This window comes from Halobellus inordinatus (assembly GCF_024464655.1).
Lineage (GTDB): Archaea > Halobacteriota > Halobacteria > Halobacteriales > Haloferacaceae > Haloquadratum > Haloquadratum inordinatus.
Genome location: NZ_JANHAV010000005.1, coordinates 112,071 through 129,278, shown reverse-complemented (window position 1 = coordinate 129,278; position 17,208 = coordinate 112,071). Strand labels below are relative to the sequence as shown.

The 17,208-nt window shown below is 66.3% G+C and carries 21 protein-coding genes and 2 tRNA genes; 20 read left to right on the top strand and 3 right to left on the bottom strand.

Annotated elements, in window-relative coordinates; genetic code table 11:
* Positions 1-84: 84 nt before the first annotated feature.
* Together NO347_RS10925 and NO347_RS10920 are read right to left on the bottom strand one after the other, a co-directional pair.
* Positions 85-720 carry a uracil-DNA glycosylase gene (locus NO347_RS10925; protein ID WP_425492377.1) on the bottom strand — a complete coding sequence of 212 codons (636 nt, stop codon included), beginning with the start codon at positions 718-720 and terminating at the stop codon, positions 85-87.
* Between the two features lie 80 nt (positions 721-800).
* Positions 801-1,844 carry an Mrp/NBP35 family ATP-binding protein gene (locus tag NO347_RS10920; protein WP_256289622.1) on the bottom strand — a complete coding sequence of 348 codons (1,044 nt, stop codon included), beginning with the start codon at positions 1,842-1,844 and terminating at the stop codon, positions 801-803.
* A 149-nt stretch (positions 1,845-1,993) separates the two neighbouring features.
* On the opposite strand from NO347_RS10920, the gene moaA reads away from it, so the two are divergent.
* Together moaA and NO347_RS10910 are read left to right on the top strand one after the other, a co-directional pair.
* On the top strand, positions 1,994-2,965 hold the full coding sequence (gene moaA / locus NO347_RS10915; RefSeq protein WP_256289621.1) for a GTP 3',8-cyclase MoaA: 972 nt from the start codon (positions 1,994-1,996) through the stop codon (positions 2,963-2,965).
* Between the two features lie 223 nt (positions 2,966-3,188).
* Positions 3,189-3,917 carry a type 1 glutamine amidotransferase gene (locus NO347_RS10910; protein WP_256289620.1) on the top strand — a complete coding sequence of 243 codons (729 nt, stop codon included), beginning with the start codon at positions 3,189-3,191 and terminating at the stop codon, positions 3,915-3,917.
* 161 nt (positions 3,918-4,078) lie between these two features.
* Here NO347_RS10910 and NO347_RS10905 read toward each other — a convergent pair whose 3' ends face one another.
* Complete coding sequence (locus NO347_RS10905) at positions 4,079-4,441, bottom strand: thioredoxin family protein (protein ID WP_256289619.1); 363 nt, start codon at positions 4,439-4,441, stop codon at positions 4,079-4,081.
* A 365-nt stretch (positions 4,442-4,806) separates the two neighbouring features.
* Between NO347_RS10905 and NO347_RS10900 the strand changes: the two genes are divergently transcribed.
* From NO347_RS10900 to NO347_RS10815, 18 genes are all read left to right on the top strand, one after another.
* Positions 4,807-4,891, top strand: a tRNA-Ser gene (locus NO347_RS10900).
* 23 nt (positions 4,892-4,914) lie between these two features.
* A complete protein-coding gene (locus NO347_RS10895; protein ID WP_121569328.1) occupies positions 4,915-5,442 on the top strand; it encodes a 30S ribosomal protein S13 in 528 nt (175 codons plus the stop codon).
* Positions 5,443-5,445: 3 nt separating this feature from the next.
* Entirely contained in the window at positions 5,446-5,973 is a 528-nt protein-coding gene (locus NO347_RS10890; RefSeq protein ID WP_256289618.1) for a 30S ribosomal protein S4, read from the top strand.
* A 3-nt stretch (positions 5,974-5,976) separates the two neighbouring features.
* Complete coding sequence (locus NO347_RS10885) at positions 5,977-6,372, top strand: 30S ribosomal protein S11 (RefSeq protein ID WP_121559362.1); 396 nt, start codon at positions 5,977-5,979, stop codon at positions 6,370-6,372.
* A gap of 10 nt (positions 6,373-6,382) precedes the next feature.
* Positions 6,383-7,165 (top strand): DNA-directed RNA polymerase subunit D, encoded by a 783-nt coding sequence (locus tag NO347_RS10880; RefSeq protein ID WP_256289617.1) that lies wholly within the window; start codon positions 6,383-6,385, stop codon positions 7,163-7,165.
* 164 nt (positions 7,166-7,329) lie between these two features.
* Positions 7,330-7,414 (top strand) — tRNA-Leu (locus tag NO347_RS10875).
* Positions 7,415-7,446: 32 nt separating this feature from the next.
* Entirely contained in the window at positions 7,447-7,797 is a 351-nt protein-coding gene (locus NO347_RS10870; RefSeq protein WP_121569325.1) for a 50S ribosomal protein L18e, read from the top strand.
* Positions 7,794-8,231 carry a 50S ribosomal protein L13 gene (locus NO347_RS10865; RefSeq protein WP_256289616.1) on the top strand — a complete coding sequence of 146 codons (438 nt, stop codon included), beginning with the start codon at positions 7,794-7,796 and terminating at the stop codon, positions 8,229-8,231. The genes NO347_RS10870 and NO347_RS10865 overlap by 4 nt, the downstream gene beginning before the upstream one ends.
* A complete protein-coding gene (locus NO347_RS10860; protein WP_121569323.1) occupies positions 8,225-8,623 on the top strand; it encodes a 30S ribosomal protein S9 in 399 nt (132 codons plus the stop codon). Before NO347_RS10865 ends, NO347_RS10860 begins: the two co-directional genes overlap by 7 nt.
* Positions 8,624-8,635: 12 nt before the next feature.
* Complete coding sequence (locus NO347_RS10855) at positions 8,636-8,830, top strand: DNA-directed RNA polymerase subunit N (RefSeq protein WP_256289615.1); 195 nt, start codon at positions 8,636-8,638, stop codon at positions 8,828-8,830.
* A complete protein-coding gene (locus NO347_RS10850; protein ID WP_121559356.1) occupies positions 8,827-9,009 on the top strand; it encodes a DNA-directed RNA polymerase subunit K in 183 nt (60 codons plus the stop codon). The genes NO347_RS10855 and NO347_RS10850 overlap by 4 nt, the downstream gene beginning before the upstream one ends.
* A 1-nt stretch (position 9,010) precedes the next feature.
* Complete coding sequence (gene eno, locus NO347_RS10845) at positions 9,011-10,216, top strand: phosphopyruvate hydratase (RefSeq protein ID WP_256289614.1); 1,206 nt, start codon at positions 9,011-9,013, stop codon at positions 10,214-10,216.
* Positions 10,213-11,028: a 30S ribosomal protein S2 gene (rpsB, locus tag NO347_RS10840; RefSeq protein WP_121569320.1), complete on the top strand. Its 816-nt coding sequence runs from the start codon at positions 10,213-10,215 to the stop codon at positions 11,026-11,028. Before eno ends, rpsB begins: the two co-directional genes overlap by 4 nt.
* Positions 11,029-11,146: 118 nt before the next feature.
* Positions 11,147-12,301: an MBL fold metallo-hydrolase gene (locus NO347_RS10835; RefSeq protein ID WP_256289613.1), complete on the top strand. Its 1,155-nt coding sequence runs from the start codon at positions 11,147-11,149 to the stop codon at positions 12,299-12,301.
* Positions 12,302-12,371: 70 nt separating this feature from the next.
* Positions 12,372-13,364 carry a zinc-dependent metalloprotease gene (locus NO347_RS10830; RefSeq protein ID WP_256289612.1) on the top strand — a complete coding sequence of 331 codons (993 nt, stop codon included), beginning with the start codon at positions 12,372-12,374 and terminating at the stop codon, positions 13,362-13,364.
* A gap of 62 nt (positions 13,365-13,426) precedes the next feature.
* Positions 13,427-13,984 carry a hypothetical protein gene (locus tag NO347_RS10825; RefSeq protein ID WP_256289611.1) on the top strand — a complete coding sequence of 186 codons (558 nt, stop codon included), beginning with the start codon at positions 13,427-13,429 and terminating at the stop codon, positions 13,982-13,984.
* A 98-nt stretch (positions 13,985-14,082) separates the two neighbouring features.
* Complete coding sequence (locus NO347_RS10820; RefSeq protein ID WP_305148855.1) at positions 14,083-14,304, top strand: hypothetical protein; 222 nt, start codon at positions 14,083-14,085, stop codon at positions 14,302-14,304.
* Between the two features lie 98 nt (positions 14,305-14,402).
* Positions 14,403-17,099 (top strand): AAA domain-containing protein, encoded by a 2,697-nt coding sequence (locus NO347_RS10815; protein WP_256289609.1) that lies wholly within the window; start codon positions 14,403-14,405, stop codon positions 17,097-17,099.
* Positions 17,100-17,208 lie beyond the last annotated feature (109 nt).

The window sequence follows — 17,208 nt, the reverse complement described above, 5'->3', positions numbered from 1 at the left end:
ATCCGACTCGGCACGGCCGCTCACTCTGCGCTTGCGTCAGCGACTTAGCGTCCGCGGAAGGGGCTTATCGCCCGACTCAGCAACTCAGCGGCCGCGACGGCCCTTCGTCTGCCGATAGTCCCGCGAGAAGACGTTGTCGAGGAGATGCTCGACGAACGCCTCGGTCTGGGCGTCGGTCTGGGCCTCGAGCGGGAGCATCGGAACGAGTTCGAAGCCGCGCCCGCGGATCGTCGTCGCGTGCGCGTCCTCGACGTCGACGTCGCCGGGACTGTTCGTCGTGTAGTCGGTCGCGAGCGCGTCGAGCGTCCGCTGGCCGATCGGGACGATGATCTCGGGGTTGATCATCCGGATTTCGGCGTTGAGGTACGGCTCACACGTCCGGACCTCCTCGTCGGTCGGCGGGCGCTCGGGGTGTCGACAGCGCGTGAGATACGTCACGAAGGCGTTCTGGAGGTCCGGTTCGTCGGCGTCGGGGGCCGAGCGCGCGAAGCCCAGTTCGCCCAGAATCGACTGGAGGCGCTCGCCGGGGGCATCGCCCGTGAAGGGCACGCCGGTCCGATCGGCGCCGGCGTGGGGCCGTTCGGCAACGAAGAGGAACTCCCCGCCGACGTCGCCGTAGCCGTGCACGACGTTGGTCCGGGCGTCATAGAGGCCGGCGCAGTTTCGGCAGTCGGCGTCCATACTGAAAGGGTTCTCGAGCGAGTCCTGTTCGGCGTCCACACCGGGTGTCGGTCCCCCGCAGTCAAAAGATGTTGCATCCGGGGAAAGGCAGAGCCACGAGTGAGCGCTTCGGCGCGGGCTTACTGCCTCGTCGCGGCGTCGCGCCGGCGAACCACGCCGACCATATCCGCCACGTTCTCGGTCATCAGCCGGAAGGCGTCGGCTGTCTCCCCGTCTTCTAAGACGACCGGGTCGCCGCCATCGCCGCCGGTTCGGACCGACGGGTCCAGTGGGAGCGCACCCAGGAAGGGCAGATCGTTCTCGGCGGCGAAGGCCTCGCCGCCGCCCGCGCCGAAGATGTCGTGGCTCGATCCGCAGTCCGGACACCGGAACGACGACATGTTCTCGACGATCCCCAGGACGTTCGTGTCGTGTTTGCCGAACATCTCCAGTCCCTTGCGTGCGTCGTCGACCGCGACGTCTTGCGGCGTCGTGACGATCACTGCGCCCGTGAGCGGCAGCGTCTGGAGGACGGTCAGTTGCGTGTCGCCGGTGCCCGGCGGGAGGTCGAGCACCAGATAGTCGAGTTCGCCCCACTGGACGTCCTCGACGAGTTGGGTGAGAAGCTGATGCACCATCGGACCGCGCCAGATGACGGGGTCGTCCTCGCCGACGAGGAAGGCCATCGACATCAGTTTCATCCCGTACTTTTCGGGTGGGACGATCGTCTGGTCGTCTGCGGCCTGCGGGGCCTCGTCGGCGGCGACCATCCGGGGCACGTTCGGGCCGTAGACGTCGGCGTCGAACAGGCCGACGCGCGCGCCGAGTTTCGAGAGCCCGGCCGCGAGATTGACCGCGACGGTCGACTTCCCGACGCCGCCCTTCCCCGAGGCGACCGCGATCACGTTCGTCACGTCGGGGAGTACGTCCTCGTCGGGATCGACTTCCGAGGGGACGCTCGCTGTGAGGTCCACGTCGTACTCGGTGTCCGAAAGTGCGTCCCGGACGTCGTTCGCGATCTGCGTCTCGGTCGGCGAGAAGGGCGCGCCGAGCGCGAGCGAGATTCGAACGGAGTTGGCGTCGTCGACGTCGACGGCGTTGACGAGACCGAGCGAGACTATGTCGTCGCCGAGGTCTGGATCCGAGACCGCGCGGAGGCGTTCGCGGACGGCTTCGACGTTCATACAGCGGAGTCGGGGGGAACGGCCGATAAGGGTTTTGACCAGGGAGGTAACGGATCTGGGTAATACCGACCCAAAGTGTAAATATAAATGATTACGTAGCGGTCCAGAGCGGCGGCGAATTTATCAGCATCCCCACGAAGACACTGACGATGCTCGAAGACGACTTCGGGCGCGAGGTGTCCGGCGTTCGCGTCTCCCTGACCGACCGATGCAACTTCGATTGCGTCTACTGTCACAACGAGGGGCTCGGCGACACTCGTGGCCCAATGGACCCACAGGACGACGAGATGAGCGCCGACGACGTCGTGCGTTTTCTGGAAGTCGTCTCGGAGTTCGGCGTCCGGAAGGTAAAGTTCACCGGCGGAGAGCCGATGCTCAGAGGAGACCTCGAAGAGATCATCGAACGCACGCCCGACTCGATGGAAGTCTCGTTGACGACGAATGGAACCTTTCTCCCGGGTCGTGCCGAGGACCTCCGGGACGCCGGCCTCGAACGGGTCAACGTCTCACAGGACGCGCTCGACCCCGAGGCGTTCGCCGAGATCACGCAGTCCGGCGCGTACGAGAGAGTCATCGAAGGTGTCGAAGCCGCGCTCGAAGCCGGACTCGACCCGGTGAAACTGAATATGGTCGTCTTCGAACACACGGCCGGGTACGTCGAAGGGATGGTCGACCACGTCGCAGAGAACCCCGGACTCCAACTCCAACTCATCGAGTATATGCCGGAGTTGACCGGCCACCCCGAGTGGAACATCGACATCCAGCGCGTCCACAATTGGCTCGCAGAGACGGCCGATCGGGTCGAGACCCGCGAGATGCACAATCGCCGGCGGTACTACGTCGGGGAGGGGATGGTCGAGATCGTCGATCCCGTCGAGAACCCGAACTTCTGTGCGAACTGTCACCGCGTACGCGTCACGCACGAAGGGTATCTGAAGGGCTGTCTGAACCGTAACGACGATCTGCGCTCGATGGGCGAGATGACACGCGAGGAGATCCGCGAGACCTTCCGCGAGACCGTCGCCAACCGCGTCCCCTACTACGGCGAGTATATGATCAAAGAAGACGGCGAGTGGGTCGTCAACGACGAGTACATCGACGCGCCGATCTCTCACTCCTGACCTGCCGGACATACCTGTGTGGAGATTCTCGGTCCTCCTGGGTGCCGCACGGCGTCGCTGGCGTCTGGCTGCCGGTTTGAACGTCCGACGCCTCCCGCATCGTCCCAGTAGTAGTGACTGCTCAGTGCCGACGCATACCGACCGGCCCGGCTTTCGTGGCGGTTGTGCGCGTCGGTGAACATTCTAAACAATATTAATGGGTCGCCGCCACGTATCGGGAGATATGACCACGCCCGAGATCGCCCTCTTCGACGCATCCGTGGGCGACACTGCGGCCGAGCGGAACTTCCGGCGCGCGCTCGACGCGGACGTGACGGTCTTCACAGTGAGCGAGAGCGAGTTCCCCGAGTGGCCCGGTGCCGACGGCTCGTGGCCCTACGACGCCGTCGTCGTGTCGGGGTCGCAGACGGCCGTCTACGAACGCGAATCGTGGATGGACACCCTCGTCGAACTCGTCCGAGACCTGCACGAACTCGGCGTCCCGATGCTCGGCGTCTGTTGGGGCCACCAGTTGCTCGCCGACGCGCTCGGCGGGTGCGTCGCCGAGATGGACGAGTACGAACTCGGCTATCGCCGCATCGAGCGCTACGACGACTCGCCGCTTTTCACGGGGCTGCCCGGCGAGTTTCTCGCCTTCGAGTCGCACTCCGACGAGGTGCTGCAGCTCCCCCCCGGCGCGATCGAACTCGCCGGCAACGAGCAGTCCTGCCAGGCGTTCTCGCTGGGACCGACGTTCGGCGTTCAGTTCCACCCCGAGTACGACCTCGAAACGGCGCGTGAGGTCGCAGAAGACAAGCGCGGTGACGTCCCCGACGCGACGGTCGAGGCGGTCCTCGCGGATATCACGCCCGATCGACACGCCGAGACGGAAGCCGTGACACAGCTCTTCGACAACTTCCTGGCCGTGGTCGAACGGGTGACCGGACAGCAAATCCCTGCCGTCGACGATTAGGTCGTCGACCGACTCGGGATGCCGCATTTCTCTCCGAATAGGAAGCGGCGACCGTCAGTTGGAGATACGACGGGTCAAAGAGCAGACAGCGTCAGCGACGAACGGGTCAGAGAACAGATAGCGTCAGCAATCGAGCAGCGGGTGATTCGCTCAGCGGTCGATTACACCGATTCTGGGTCCTCGAGGAACGCGTCGATAGCGTCGCCGCCCTGGAAGCCGCTGGCCAGCCTCCCGACGATTTCGCCGTCCTCGAAGAGGACGAGCGTCGGCGCGCTCTGGATCTGGAAGCGCTCGATGAGCACTGGATCGTCACGCGGGTTCACCACGCCGACGGCGAGGTCGTCGTGCGCGCGGGCGACGTTGCCGATCACGGGCTCGATGCTCGCACACAGCGCACAGCCCTCGGTGTAGAACTCGACGAGCACACGGTCGTGCTCGGCGACGAGGGCGTCGAGGTCGGCTTCGCTGTCGAGGCGTACGGGTCGTCCAGGTGTCGAATCGGCTGCGGGGGCGTCGGTGCTCACAGGTGTGAAATTGTCGTCCACAGGTATATATTGCCGGCAGCCTGACCGATCCCGCGCACACCCGTTACGTCATCTCGTACCACACCGGCGTGACAGAGCGGGAGCCGCACTTGAGAACGACCTCGGTGTGTGGGTCCGTCGCCGGTGGAATCAGTCCCGACGCGCCGCTCGAAGCGGACTGCGATCCGTGGCCGTCGGGTGGTCGCAGTCGGCCACTTTTCGGCTGCGACGAGGCCGTGTGGATCGGTCTCACTCCAGTGCCCTATCGTGATGTTTAAGTAGTGACCACGACTTGTTCAGACTGCGATACGCTGTAGGGAGGTCCGCTCCCGAGTCCGAGAGGGCGACAGTACCAGACCGAGTGTGTTGCGGTAGCCAAGCCTGGCCCAAGGCGCAGGGTTGCTAACTCTGTGGCGTAATGCCTCCGGGGTTCGAATCCCCGCCGCAACGCTCACCAGACTTTCCAAAAAGTCATGAGTGCAGAAGAACCACAGGACGACGCTCCCGAGGAGGAGGAAGACCTCCGATACTTCGTCCGGATCGGACAAACCGATCTCGACGGGACGAAGACGGTAGAGCGGAGTCTCACCGACATGAAAGGTATCGGCAAGCGCACGGCGCGCATCGTTGCCGAGGCCGCAGACGTAGACCGACACGCGACGTTCGGTCTGCTCGAGGACGACGAGATCGACGCAGTCGTCGACGCCGTCGAGAACTTCGACGAGCACATCCCCGAGTGGATGGCCAACCGCCGAAGCGACTTCTTCAGCGGGGAGACCACCCACGTCACCGGCTCGGACCTCGAAGAAAAGCGCCGCCACGACATCAACCGGATGAAGATGATCGACTCCTACAAGGGCGTCCGACACCAGCGCGGACAGAAGGTCCGCGGACAGCGGACGAAGTCCACCGGACGTACCGAGGGGACGATCGGCGTCAACGTCGAGGCGATCAAAGAGGAGGCGGCCGAGGAGGCCGCCGAAGGCGGCGAGGAAGAGTAAACGATGGCGACCGGAAACAACACCAAGCGTTACGAGACGCCGAATCACCCCTACCAGGGCGAGCGCATCGCTCAGGAGGGCGATCTTCTCGGACGCTACGGCCTGAAGAACAAAGAGGAGCTCTGGCGAGCCCAATCGGAGCTCCGTAACTACCGACGAGAGGCACGACGCCTCATCGGCGAGGCCCAGGGCGACCTGGAGGAAGCCGAGGCGGCCGGCGCGGAGTTCCTCACTCGGCTCCGCCGCTACGGCATCCTCTCGGAGGACGACGACATCAGTCGCGTCCTCGGACTCGACGTCACCGACATTCTCGAACGCCGACTCCAGACTGTCGCGTACCGCAAGGGCCTCGCGAGCACGCCCAAGCAGGCGCGTCAGTTCATCGTCCATGGCCACGTCGTCGTCGGCGACGCCCGCGTCTCCCGTCCCTCGAAGAAGGTCGAGGTCGCGGAAGAGGACGGCATCGAGTTCGACGAGACGAGTCCGCTCGCGGACGAGCTACACCCCGAGCGCGCAGAGGGGCAGGAGTAATCCATGAGCGAATCCGAGACAACCCGAGACAAGTGGGGTATCGCCCACGTCCACGCGTCGTTCAACAACACGCTCATCACGGTGACGGATCTGACCGGCGCCGAGACGATCGTGAAGTCGTCCGGCGGTGCCGTGGTGAAGCAGAACCGCGACGAGGCATCGCCGTACGCCGCGATGCAGATGGCGGAGTCCGTCGCAGAAGAGATCAAAGCAGCCGGCATCGAGGGCCTGCACGTTCGCGTCCGTGGCCCGGGCGGGAACGGCAACAAGAGCCCCGGCCCCGGCGCGCAGGCGACGATCCGCGCGCTGGCCCGTGCTGGTCTCGAAATCGGCCGCATCGAGGACGTCACACCGATCCCGCACGACGGGACTCGAGCGCCGAAAAACAGCCGTCTCTAAGGATTAACAGATGACGAACGATTTCGAGGTCGAGTTCATCGAACGCGGCGACCGGAAGGCCCGGTTCCTCGTCCGCGGCGTGTCGCCAGCCGTCGCTAACGGCATCCGCCGAGCGATGGTCGCCGACGTGCCGACGTTCAGCATCGACACCGTCCGGTTCGTCGAGAACTCGTCGGTGATGTTCGACGAGATGATCGGCCTCCGACTGGGGCTCGTGCCGCTGACGACGCCCCTCGACGACTTCGAGGAGGGTGACGTCGTCACCCTCTCACTGGACGTTCAGGGACCGGCGACAGCGTACTCGGGCGACCTCGTGTCGGCCGACGACCTCGTGCAGCCGGCCGATCAGAACGTCCCCATCGTCGAGCTGAAAGAGGATCAGCACCTCGAATTCGAGGCCGACGCGGTCCTCGACAGCGGGAAGGCGCACGCCAAACACCAGGGCGGCGTCTCCGTCGGCTACCGACACCTCCAGCGCGTGGAGGCCGTCGGCGACGCCGGCGAGTTCGAGTCGCAGGAGCCCAACATCCTGCGGGGCGTGATCGAGGAGGCGGCCGCGGAACACGCCGCAGACGAGAGCGCCGAAGACGGCGACCTCGTCGCCACCGACACGTTCGACAACGACCTCACGAACCGGTATCCGGGGAAGGAAGTCGAGGTCCACGACGTGCCCGAGGCGTTCGTCTTCCACGTGGAGACGGACGGGTCGTTCACCGTCGAGGAACTGGTCCTGCGGGCCGCCGAATCGCTCGGCGACCGCGCAGCCGAACTCGAAGAGAAGGTAGCGATATAGTACGATGTCTGTCCCTTCACTCATCACCCGACGCTCGCCCGCCGCGTCGCCGAATCCGGCGACGCGTACCCTGAGCGCCGCGAACGGCGCGGTCGCACGCGGTCGCGGACGGCGTCGCCAGATCGAAAGGAGTTTGAAGGGGCATGCAGTAGAACGGAGTGCGAGCAGGGATAGCCAAGTCTGGCCAACGGCGCAGCGTTCAGGGCGCTGTCCCATAGGGGTCCGCAGGTTCAAATCCTGCTCCCTGCACTCCGTTTTCTCTCACTCTCAGGAGGTAGACAATGAGTAAGACGAATCCGAGACTCAACAGTCTCATCGCCGAGCTGAAGGCGGTCTCTCGCGAGTCCGGTGCCAATGTCTGGCAGGACGTCGCGGACCGTCTGGAGAAGCCGCGGCGCACCCACGCGGAGGTCAACCTCGGGCGTATCGAACGATACGCACGAGAAGACGAGACCGTCGTCGTCCCCGGCAAAGTGCTGGGGAGTGGTGCGCTGCAGAAGAACGTTACAGTTGCGGCGGTCGACTTCTCGTCGTCCGCTCGAAAGAAGATCGAACAGGTCGGGGACACGGTGGCGCTCGAACGCATCATCGAAGAGAACCCCGACGGCAGCAACGTACGGGTGATTCGATGAGCCTCGCCGAATTCGACGCCGACGTCGTCGTCGACGCGCGAAACTGCATCGTCGGCCGTGTCGCCAGCGAGGTCGCCCAGAAGGCCCTCGCCGGCGAGTCGGTCGCCATCGTCAACGCTGAGGACGCCGTCATCACGGGGTCCGAGGACGACGTGATGAGCACCTACCGCAAGCGCGCCAACGTCGGTTCCGACCGCGGCCCGCACTACCCGACGCGCCCGGACGGTATGTTCAAGCGCTCGGTTCGCGGAATGCTCCCGTACAAAGAACAGCGAGGCCGAGAAGCGCTCTCGAACGTCCGCGTCTACGTGGGCAACCCGTTCGACGAGGACGGCGAGGCGCTCGACGGAACCACGCTGGATCGACTCTCGAACATCAAGTTCCTCTCGCTCGGAGAGATTTCCGAGAACCTGGGTGCGAAAGTCACATGGTAACGAATACCTCTGGCAAGAAGAAGACGGCCATCGCCCGCGCAACCGTGCGCGACGGCGAGGGTCGCGTCCGAATCGACTCCCAGCCGGTCGAGCTCGTCGAGCCGGAGATGGCCCGCCTGAAGATGCTGGAGCCGTTCCGCATCGCCGGCGAGGATCTCCGATCGCAGGTCGACATCGACGTCAGCGTCTCCGGCGGCGGCTTCGCCGGGCAGGCTGACGCCGCGCGGACGGCCATCGCCCGCGGGCTAGTGCAGCATCTCAACGACGCGGAGCTTCGCGACGCGTACATGGACTTCGACCGCTCGCTCCTCGTCAACGACGTGCGCCAGTCCGAGCCCAAGAAGTGGGGCGGACCGGGTGCACGAGCGCGCTATCAGAAGTCCTACCGCTGAGGTGATCCAACTATGATGATACCCGTCCGGTGTTTCACCTGCGGCAACGTCGTCGGCGAACACTGGGACGAGTTCAAGGAGCGTGCCCGCGAGGGCGACGAGGATCCGGCGAAGGTCCTCGACGACCTCGGGGTAGAACGACACTGCTGTCGGCGGATGATGGTCTCGCACAAAGACCTCGTCGACGTCGTCGCACCTTACCAATGAGCGGACGCACCCAGTACAACCGATACGAGAAGGCCCGCATCCTCGGCGCGCGAGCGCTGCAGGTGTCCTACGGCGCACCGGTACTCGTAGACACCGACCAGTCCGAACCGATCCTGGTCGCCGCCGAAGAGTACGACGCCGGCGTGCTGCCGTTCACGGTAAACCGCGAGGGGAACTGAAATGACGCTCATCACGAGCATTGCGCTCCGGCGCGTTCTCGACTCCCGCGGCAACCCGACGGTCGAGGCGGACGTGCTGACCGAATCCGGCGGGTTCGGCCGTGCAGCGGCCCCAAGCGGGGCGAGCACGGGCGAGTACGAGGCGATCGAACTGGAGCCTGCAGAGGCCATCGCGGCGGCGCGAGAACACGCGATCCCGCGTCTCGTCGGGACGGTCCACGCTGGCAACCAGCGCGACGTCGACGCCGCACTCCACGCCGCAGACGGCACGGAGAACTTCTCGCAGATCGGTGCCAACAGCGCCGTCGCCATCTCGATGGCGGCCGCGAAGGCTGGCGCCGACGTGCTCGGTGCTCCGCTGTACCAGCATCTGGGTGGGACGTTCCGCGGTGCGTCGTTCCCGACGCCGCTCGGCAACGTCGTCGGCGGCGGCGAGCACGCCAAGGAAGCGACGTACATCCAGGAGTTCCTCGCCGCGCCGGTCGGCGCGCCGAGCATCTCCGAGGCCGTCTTCGCGAACGCCGCCGTGCACGCGCGCATCTCCGAGATCCTCGACGAACGCGGGGTTCCCGCGGCGAAGGGCGACGAGGGCGCGTGGGCACCGGCGATCTCGGACGCCGAGGCGTTCGAAGTCGTCGATCAGGCCGTCTCCGAGACGGCCGACGAACTCGGATTCGAGATCAAGTTCGGCCTGGATATGGCCGCGGCTGAACTCTACGACGCCGACGAGGACGGCTACGTCTACGGTGACGACGTCAAATCGACCGCCGAACAGGTCGACTACGTCGCCGAGATGGTCGAGGAGTACGACCTCGTCTACGTCGAGGACCCCCTCGACGAGGACGACTACGAGGGCTTCGCAGACCTCACCGAACGCGTCGGCGACCAGACGCTCATCTGCGGCGACGACCTCTTCGTGACGAACGTCGAGCGCCTGCAGGCGGGTATCGACGCCGGCGCCGCCAACTCGATCCTCATCAAGCCGAACCAGATCGGATCGCTGTCGGACGCCTTCGACGCGATCGAGCTGGCGACCGAGAACGGGTACGAGACGGTCGTCTCCCACCGCTCGGGCGAGACCGAGGACACGACGATCGCACACCTCGCCGTCGCCACCGACGCCGGCTTCATCAAGACCGGCACGGTGCAGGGCGAGCGAACCGCCAAACTCAACGAACTCATCCGCATCGCGGACGACGCAGTATGACAGAGAACGACAACGACGCGGTCGAAGTCGTCGACGACGAGACGGACGCGGACGAAGCCGCAGACGACGTCGAGACGACCGAGGCCGACGCCGAGACGGCCGAAACGGTCGCCGAGGCTGCCGAAGACGAGGTCGCCGACGAGAGCGCGGCCGACGAGGCTGCCGAGGCCGAAGCACCCGAAGAAGAGGACGCGGCACCCACGTTCGACGAGGACGTGATGCCCGACGAGGAGGCCGACCTCCTCATCCCCGTCGAGGACTACCTCTCCGCGGGGGTCCACATCGGGACCCAACAGAAGACCGAGGATATGGAGCGGTTCATCCACCGCGTCCGCGACGACGGGCTGTACGTCTTAGACGTCAGCCGGACCGACTCGCGGATCCGGACGGCCGCAGACTTCCTCGCGAACTACGACCCCGAGCAGATCCTGGTCACGAGTTCGCGCCAGTACGGCCGCTTCCCGGCGACGAAGTTCGCCGACGCGGTCGGCGCGCGCGCCCGGACCGGCCGATTCATCCCGGGGACGCTGACGAACCCCGACTACGACGGCTACATCGAACCGGACGTCCTCGTCGTCACCGACCCGATCGGCGACGCCCAGGCCGTCAAGGAGGCCATCACGGTCGGCATCCCGGTCATCGCAATGTGTGACTCGAACAACCAGACGAGCAACGTCGACCTCGTCGTGCCGACGAACAACAAAGGTCGACGCGCGCTGTCGGTCGTCTACTGGCTGCTCGCCAACGAGACGCTCGACCGCCGTGGAAGCGACACCGTCTACGCCCTCGAAGACTTCGAGGCCGAGATCTAACGCGGCTTTCCGACGCTCGATCGCCTTTTCTCGTCGCACGGCTGACGACAGATAGCGGCCGCGCGGTCGTGCTCGCACCGTGGCAATAGTTATTCGTGTGACACGCATACACACACGTATGCCGACGCTACTTCACCAGCTCACCGTCGAAGACCTCGCGGCGGCGACCGACGCCGGTGACGATCTCACCATCGTCGACACGCGCCAACCCGAGAGTTTCGAGGTGTGGCACGTCCCGGACGCGGTGAACGTCCCGTATCATCCGATCGATGGGCTCGGCGACAATCTCGACTGGGACGACGTCGACGCGATCGCCGGCAGCGGTCCGGTCGCCGTGATCTGCGCGAGGGGGCTCACCTCGACGTCGTTCGGGTTCGAACTGTCGGACCGCGGTCACGACGACGTCTCCGTCGTCAAGGGTGGGATGGAGGACTGGAGCAAACTCTACGACGTCGTCGACGTCGACACGGACAGTGACCTGTTCCTCGCGCAGGTACAACGGCGTGCGAAGGGCTGTCTCGGCTACGTCGTCGGCGACCACGACGCGGGTGAGGCGATCGTCGTCGACGCCACCCGCCAGGATCACGAGTTCGAACTCGTCGCGGCCGACGCGGGGCTGACGATCACGGGCGTCGTGGACACGCACGTCCACGCGGATCACATCTCCGGAGGGCGCGCGCTCGCCGAGCGGCTCTCGGTCCCCTATTACCTGAGCGCGGCGGCGACCGAGCGCGACGTGGACTACGAGTACGAGCCGATCGCGGACGGCGACACGCTCGCCGTCGGCGACGTCGACGCGGATATCATCGCCGCACCGGGCCACACCACCGAACAGATGAACCTCGTCGTCGACGAGCAGTATCTCCTCTCGGCTGACGCGCTGTTCGTCGAATCCGTGGGGCGGACGGAGTTGGAGTTCGGCGAGGGCGGCGCGGCGCACGGCGCGGAACTCCTCTACGAGACGTTACACGAGACGTACGCACCACTTTCGGACGATGTCGTCGTCCTCCCCGGCCACGTCTCCGTCGACGCCGAGGGGCGCTTCGGGGTCGGCCGGCCGGGCGAACTCGTCGCGGCGACACTCGGCGAACTCCGCGAGGGACTGGAACTCTTCCGACTCGAGAAGTCGGCGTTCGTCGATCGCGTCACCGACCGAACGACCGAGAAGCCGCCGAACTACGAGACCGTCATCGACGTGAATCGCGGGCGGCGCGACCTCGACGAAGACGAAGCGACCGGGGTCGAACTCGGCCCCAACAACTGCGCCGTGTAGTGGCTCCCACGACCCGGAGACCCGCCCGTCCGTGAACAAGGGTTTTGCGGGCTGGCCCCCACGAGTGTGTATGGACCTCTATCGGAGCGTTCGGGCGATCGCGGGCGCGTCCGGCGGCGGTAGCGATCGAACGATCGACTGGGCGGCGGTCGCGACGGCTGCGAAGGGGGCTGCCGACGCGGGTGATCTCGACTTGACGCCCGCGGACCGCGAAGGCTACGCGGCCGACGTCCGCGACGCCCGCGAGCGACTGCGAGCGGTCGGTGGCCTCACCTTCGACGTGCCCGACTCGATCGAAGTCCAGAACCGCCACCACTGGATCGACGCGAACGTCTCGACGTTCAGCCGAGTGATGCACCCCCTCGAATCGGACGTTCGCGTCGCCTTCCCGAACGCGACGCGCGTGATAAACACCGGGTCGATGTCGTTCGTGCTCGCGTTCCTCGCCTCCCACGTCCTCGGACAGTACGATCCGCTCCTCTTGGCCGACCGCGATGGACACGGGCGTGACGACGCCGGAAACGGCGACCACGGCCTCTACTTCGTCCACCCGAACATCGTCGCGGCCGCCGCGGAACTCGACGTCGACTACCCCCGTTTCCGCCGCTGGATCGCCTTCCACGAAGTCGCTCACGCCGCGGAGTTCGGTGCCGCCCCGTGGCTGTCGGAGTATCTCGAATCTCGGATGGAAGACGGCTTAGAGACGCTCGCCAGCGGCGGTCTCGACAGCGAAGCGTTCCACGACCTCAACGTCGCGATGACCGCCGTCGAGGGCTACGCGGAGATGCTGATGGACCGCGCGTTCGACGCCGAGTACGAGGACTTGCGCGCGAAACTCGACGCGCGGCGTCGCGGTGGCGGTCCGCTGGCACGGCTGGCCCGTCGGCTACTCGGTCTCGGGCTGAAGCGCCGACAGTACGAGCGCGGCGCGCGCTTCTTCGAGACGATCGCCGATCGTCGGAGCGTCGCGGCCGCCGCGGCCGTCTGGGAGCGTCCGCAGAACCTCCCGACTAACGCAGAACTCGACAACCCGGCCGAGTGGCTGGCTCGCGTCGAGCCGTAGCACGGCGAGACCACCCGGGAGCAACCGTCATACTCTTTCTGTCGGGGGCTGTACGGTCGCGTATGCGCGTCAGAGACTGGCAGGATATCCTCGCGGACGTGACCGACGCTGACGTCGACCCCGACGGGTGGCGGGCCGTCGCCGGCGATCGGCGCGGCGGACTCGGAGAGGATCTCTTTCTCGGCCACCCGGACGCCGGCGTGTACGCGCTGAAGACGTACACGAAGAATCCGACCGAACTCCGGGGGGTCGGGAGCCGCGTCGCCCGGCGGATCGACGACGACCTCGAACCCCTCCTTCCGAATCGAAAACGCGACGAGGGTGGTCGCTTCGCCGTCCAGTCGCCGCCCGAGGACGAAGACCACGCCAAGTCGATGGCGAAGCACCTCGAAGAGACGGTCAAAGTCCACGCAGAGGCGCCGACGACGCCGGAGGACTTCTTCACGGATATGATGGACGCACTCGACAGCCCGGCGTTCGGCCCGATGGACTACGAGTTCGACGGCCGACCGGACCGCCTCGACGACCTCACAGACGAGTTCGCCGACGCCGACGAGTTGCTCTCGAACGATCTCGACGACCTCGTCGAGGAGGACGGCGTCGGCCGCGGGTTCCAGTGAGCCGTCTTCCCGCGGAACCACGCGCAGTCTGTGCATCTTCCGGTAGACGCCAGCCGATGGGAACTCAGATGGAGGGATCCTGAGTGGTCGGGCCAAGTATGACAGACGAGGAGCGCGACCTCGCGAGCCAGCGACTCAAGATCGGCTTTATCGCGCTCGTCGCGTTCTCGGGGGCACTCATCGCCATCCAGGCCGGCGGATCGCTCACATTCGTCGCCGCAGGCTTCGTTTCCGGTCTCGTGCTCGGAGCCGTCCTCCTGTGGTTCCTGATCCGCTGGTGGGCGGAGTTCCTCCCGGCGCCGGACCGCGGTCGGCGGTGAGGTCCAGTCGACAGCGAGAGCGGGGATAGTGAGACCGGGCCGACGATGGAATCCGACCGACCGATAGCGTCTTACCGCCCGACCCGCAGGTAGGCTACGTGAAGCTGCGCGGCCGCATCGTCGACGTTGGCGACGAACGCGAGGTAGATACGACCTACGGAACGCGCTCGCTCGCGGAGGTGACGGTCCGTCCCGACGGCGACGCGCTCGGCGCTGCGCCGGTGCTGGATGAGACCGACGTGGACGCCGACGCGGCGACAGTCCAACTCACCCTCTGGGGCAAGTGGACGCACACCGTCGAGCACGCCGAGGCCGGGATGGAACTTCTCGCGACGGGGGTAGAGGAGTCGGAGTATCAGGGCGAGACGACCTACTCGACCACCGGGGAGTCCTACGTCGTCCTCGAACCGGGCTTTCTCGTCGACGTGACCGACGTGCGCTCGTGGGTGCAGTGCCCGCGGATGTACTATCTGAACAAGCTCTCGGGAATCCCGCTCAACTACCCGGTGGTCAAGGGGACGATCGTTCACGAGGTGTTCGGCGACCTGCTCCGGGACCGCGACCTCGACACGGCGATCGAGGACCGAGTCCACGAAGCCGGCCTGGAACTGGGACTGCTCGGCCACGACGCCGAGGAGGTCCGCGACGAGGTGCGTCGCAACGCGGCCGCGATCGAGGGGTGGCTCGCCCAGGGCACGCTCACCGAGGAGGACAAGTGGCGCTCTGAGTACACTCTCATCTCGCCGACGTTCGGGATCAAGGGCCGCGCCGACGCGCTCCGCCGCGGGATGCCCGTCGAACTCAAGACCGGCAAGAACACGAAGCGAGAGCCGCGCTTCCACGACAAGATTCAGGCGGCCGCCTACGCGCTCGTCCTCTCCGAGCGCGGCGTGCCCGCCGATACGGGGACACTGCTCTACACCAAAAACACCGCCTTAGAGCGCAACGAGGAGACGGGTGACCTCTCGCCGGCCAAGGACTTCTCGATCGGCACCGGCCTCCTGCAGTTCGTCGTCCGGACGCGAAACGAGATCGCCGCGATGGAGTACGACGCCGACGTCCCGACCGGCTACGAGGCCGACGCGAAGTGCGAGTACTGCTTCGAGCGCGACACCTGTATGGTCGTCGCGGGACGCCTCGACCAGGAGTCGAAGGCCGGCCAGGTCGGCAACGCGGTCCCCCCGGAGGAACGGGAGTACTTCGATCGGTTCTACGAGGCCATCGAGGCCGAGCGCCGGGAGGTCCACGCCGAATACCGGAAGCTCTGGGAGCAGTCCGCCGACGAGCGAGCCGACGACGACCGAGCGCTGATCGACCTCGAACCCGCGGGGCGAACGGAACTCGACGACGGCCGGTGGGAACTCCGCGCGAGAAAGCCCGGCGACGCCGTCTCGAAACTCCGCGCTGGCGATGTCGCGCTCGCGAGCGACGGCGACCCCGTCGACGGACACGCCGAGCTCTGTCGGATCCGCGAGTTGGGCGAGGAGGTCGTGATCACCGCAGACGAACCGCTCGACGTCCGTCGACTCGACGTCTATCCCTCCGAGATCGGCGTCGACCGGATGCTCACCGCGCTCCACGATTTCATTCTGAAGGGCGACCCTGACCGAAAAGACGCCGTGTTCGGCCGTCGCGACCCGGCGTTCGCCGACCGAGCGGCCGAGACGTACGTCGACAACAACGACGCACAGAACCGCGCGGTGCGGCTGGCGGTCAACGCTGAAGACTTCGCGCTCGTCCACGGCCCGCCGGGGACGGGCAAGACCTACACGATCGCACAGATCGTCCGCGCGCTGGTCGACCGCGGCGACAGGGTGTTGTTGTCTGCGTTCACGAACCGCGCGGTCGACAACGCGCTCGAAGCGGTGCGCGACCAGGGCGTCGCGGACGTCGTCCGCGTCGGGACCGAGAACGGCGTCCGCGAGGATATGATGGACGTGCGGCTCGAACGCGGCGGAGAGCCCAACGACCGTGCCGCGGCGCTCCGCGAGGCGCCGGTCGTCGCCGCCACGACGGCCACCTGCGGTTCGCGCGTGATGCGCGAGCAGTCCTTCGACGTCGCGCTCGTCGACGAGGCCTCACAGTTGACCGAGCCCGGAACGCTCGCGGCGGTCTCGCTGGCCGACCGGTTCGTCCTCGTCGGCGACCACGAGCAGCTCCCACCGGTCGTCCAGGCCGAAAACGACCTCCAGACGTCGCTGTTCGAGCGGCTGATCGAGTCCCACCCCGATTCGTCCGTCTTGCTCGATCGCCAGTATCGGATGTCCCAGCGCATCCAGGCGTTCTCCTCGACGGAGTTCTACGACGGCGCGCTCCGCCCGGCGAACGGTGCCGTCGCGGCCCAGCGCCTCTCGGATCTCGGCGTCGACGAGGCGTCGCTGCCAGCGGCACTCCGCGATCCCGTCGCCTTCGTCGATCCCGACGGCGAGCGCGTCGGCAACACGAACCCCGTGGAGGCGGACCGGGTGGCCGAGATCGTCGACGCGTACGTCGCCGCCGGCGTCGATCCCGACGACATCGGCGTCATCGCCCCGTTCCGCGCGCAGGTCGCCGAGGTCGCCCGCCGCACCGACGTGACTGTCGACACGGTCGACCGCTTTCAGGGCTCCTCGAAGGAAGTCATCGTGGTGTCGTTCGTCGCCACCGGCGCGCTCGATGGGCCCATCTTCGAGGACTTCCGCCGCACCAACGTCGCGCTCACGCGGGCGAAAAAGGCGCTCGCGCTCGTCGGCGACGCCGAGGCCCTCTCCTCGAACGCGTTCTACGAGCGGCTCCTCCAGTGGTCCCGGCGCTGAGCACGACGGGAAGCAGAGCCAGACGTTCGCGACTCACGTTGCTGCACTGCGTGCTTCCGTGCGCTGGGGTCGCCAGTCCACGAGGTCGTCGCACTGTCCAATGGTATAA

Excerpts from the sequence above, each read along its gene's own strand:
- NO347_RS10920 (WP_256289622.1), bottom strand. The coding sequence starts at position 1,844 with ATGAACGTCGAAGCCGTCCGCGAACGCCTCCGCGCGGTCTCGGATCCA.
- moaA (WP_256289621.1), top strand. The coding sequence starts at position 1,994 with ATGCTCGAAGACGACTTCGGGCGCGAGGTGTCCGGCGTTCGCGTCTCC.
- NO347_RS10910 (WP_256289620.1), top strand. The coding sequence starts at position 3,189 with ATGACCACGCCCGAGATCGCCCTCTTCGACGCATCCGTGGGCGACACT.
- NO347_RS10895 (WP_121569328.1), top strand. The coding sequence starts at position 4,915 with ATGAGTGCAGAAGAACCACAGGACGACGCTCCCGAGGAGGAGGAAGAC.
- NO347_RS10890 (WP_256289618.1), top strand. The coding sequence starts at position 5,446 with ATGGCGACCGGAAACAACACCAAGCGTTACGAGACGCCGAATCACCCC.
- NO347_RS10885 (WP_121559362.1), top strand. The coding sequence starts at position 5,977 with ATGAGCGAATCCGAGACAACCCGAGACAAGTGGGGTATCGCCCACGTC.
- NO347_RS10880 (WP_256289617.1), top strand. The coding sequence starts at position 6,383 with ATGACGAACGATTTCGAGGTCGAGTTCATCGAACGCGGCGACCGGAAG.
- NO347_RS10870 (WP_121569325.1), top strand. The coding sequence starts at position 7,447 with ATGAGTAAGACGAATCCGAGACTCAACAGTCTCATCGCCGAGCTGAAG.
- NO347_RS10865 (WP_256289616.1), top strand. The coding sequence starts at position 7,794 with ATGAGCCTCGCCGAATTCGACGCCGACGTCGTCGTCGACGCGCGAAAC.
- NO347_RS10860 (WP_121569323.1), top strand. The coding sequence starts at position 8,225 with ATGGTAACGAATACCTCTGGCAAGAAGAAGACGGCCATCGCCCGCGCA.
- NO347_RS10855 (WP_256289615.1), top strand. The coding sequence starts at position 8,636 with ATGATGATACCCGTCCGGTGTTTCACCTGCGGCAACGTCGTCGGCGAA.
- NO347_RS10850 (WP_121559356.1), top strand. The coding sequence starts at position 8,827 with ATGAGCGGACGCACCCAGTACAACCGATACGAGAAGGCCCGCATCCTC.
- eno (WP_256289614.1), top strand. The coding sequence starts at position 9,011 with ATGACGCTCATCACGAGCATTGCGCTCCGGCGCGTTCTCGACTCCCGC.
- rpsB (WP_121569320.1), top strand. The coding sequence starts at position 10,213 with ATGACAGAGAACGACAACGACGCGGTCGAAGTCGTCGACGACGAGACG.
- NO347_RS10835 (WP_256289613.1), top strand. The coding sequence starts at position 11,147 with ATGCCGACGCTACTTCACCAGCTCACCGTCGAAGACCTCGCGGCGGCG.
- NO347_RS10830 (WP_256289612.1), top strand. The coding sequence starts at position 12,372 with ATGGACCTCTATCGGAGCGTTCGGGCGATCGCGGGCGCGTCCGGCGGC.
- NO347_RS10825 (WP_256289611.1), top strand. The coding sequence starts at position 13,427 with ATGCGCGTCAGAGACTGGCAGGATATCCTCGCGGACGTGACCGACGCT.
- NO347_RS10820 (WP_305148855.1), top strand. The coding sequence starts at position 14,083 with ATGACAGACGAGGAGCGCGACCTCGCGAGCCAGCGACTCAAGATCGGC.